Here is a 1607-nt window from a genome sequence, read left to right as displayed (position 1 = left end):
CAATGCCATTTAGATAGAACATTTTGTAGATGATTCTTTATGTTACATTCTGTAATGTTTTGATATTTGGAGTGCTTTGAGAGGAAAAAATACGCAAACTTCCCCTTTGGGGTAGAAATCGTACTTTTATCCTTTAAATAACTTGTGTTTTTATCCAAAAAAAGTTATAGTATTCTTATATTAGGACACTCGGTATGCAAAGCTTACAAAGCCTTTCCTCTTTTTGGTACGGGGAAATTTCCGGCCGGGCTTGACCGGGACCAGGTAGCGTAACAGGAGTGTCTCGATATGAGGCGAGATCGTAGGACTGCTTTTTTGAAGGAAAGCTTTACAGATATGTACAGCCATGGTGAAGTTCACCTGGTAAGCGTATTTTGTTTTTTTCTGATGAGTACTTACATGTGGGGTAACGGATTCACAGAAATTATACAGAATGACGCGCGCGTATATCTCCTGTTCTACGTATCCCGCCTTTTTTGAATGAAGCTGGGAAAGCCCCAGGCTATACTTTAATTTTCGGAATGATGTTTCGATTCCCCATCTCAAATGGTATAATTCCCTGATCCTCCACGGAGGGAATGCTTCTCTTTCAAGATTCGTAACGATACATTCGTATCCACCGGTATCCAGTAAAAACCGTACCATTCTTAATCTCATAGGATAGACTGCCTGTTTTCCGTCTTTTTCCAGATCTAGGAAATCAAACACGGAGCTTGGGGAAAGTTTTTTATAGTGGACAGGATCTTTTTTTGAATGTACCGTGCTCCGTGTGATAAAAAAATCCAGGTCTTCGTCCAGTTCCCTGTCAGGCAGCCGGAAACCATACGAGATCCCTCCCCTGCGGGAGATATCCTTTGTACGGATAACAAAAGACAGGCCTTTTGCCATGATATGGGCAAAAACGTGATAAGTTTCATATCCCCGGTCAGCCAGTATGATCGTTCTGGCAGGGGTGCTGATATTTCCCAGCATCTGGACCAGGGCACGGGATTCATTGCTGACCATTGTCTTTTCGATCCGTATATCTGTGTATCTTTTATTACAAAGATCATACAGCGCATGGAGATGGAGCTGGTTGGAGCCTCTTTTTCCATTGCCGGAAGGTTTACAGCTTTCTTTGTCCGCAGGGTCATAACAGATGTTCAGATCAGATCCGTCACAAGCCAGGAGCTGAAATCCATCATAAGTATGTCCTGCCGGAAGTTTCTGTGTAAAATGATAAAACAGGTAACTCATGGCATCTGGAAGAAGCTTGGCCCTTTGCTGGTGGATAGCGGAAAGAGAAGGGATATCAGCAGGAAACCTGTGCTGGAAAAAGTCATGGGATGTAGTAGAAAGAGAGCCACCCTGCATGGTTAAAAGAGAGAGGATCGTATCCCGAAAGGAAATCTTACGTTTTCTCGAAAAATCAACGCCAGGGTGAAGGACAAAAGAATCCTTCTGAAGTTCTAATTCAGAAATAGCAGACAGGAGCAATTCATAACTGGAAGCAAAAGTAGAGTTCATAAGCGAGCCTCCTTTTGTATAAAAAAAGATTGCAATGTATAATTCTTTTTTACCATACATTGCAATCTTTTGGAATACTATGTTCTAACTAAATGGCATTG

General features: G+C 41.9%; 1 protein-coding gene. It reads right to left on the bottom strand.

Going from position 1 to position 1607, the window contains the following annotated elements:
• Positions 1 to 180: 180 nt before the first annotated feature.
• On the bottom strand, positions 181 to 1506 hold the full coding sequence (locus BLP57_RS17505) for an IS4 family transposase (RefSeq protein ID WP_175443014.1): 1326 nt from the start codon (positions 1504 to 1506) through the stop codon (positions 181 to 183).
• Between the last annotated feature and the right edge of the window lie 101 nt (positions 1507 to 1607).

Source organism: Blautia sp. SF-50 (assembly GCF_900101315.1).
GTDB lineage: Bacteria > Bacillota > Clostridia > Lachnospirales > Lachnospiraceae > Blautia_A > Blautia_A fusiformis.
Note: the sequence above shows the minus strand (reverse complement) of the source record. Positions and strands in the feature narration are given on the sequence as shown.

Bases quoted from the DNA above. Each gene is read 5' to 3' on its own strand.
- BLP57_RS17505 (WP_175443014.1), bottom strand. From the start codon at position 1,506: ATGAACTCTACTTTTGCTTCCAGTTATGAATTGCTCCTGTCTGCTATT.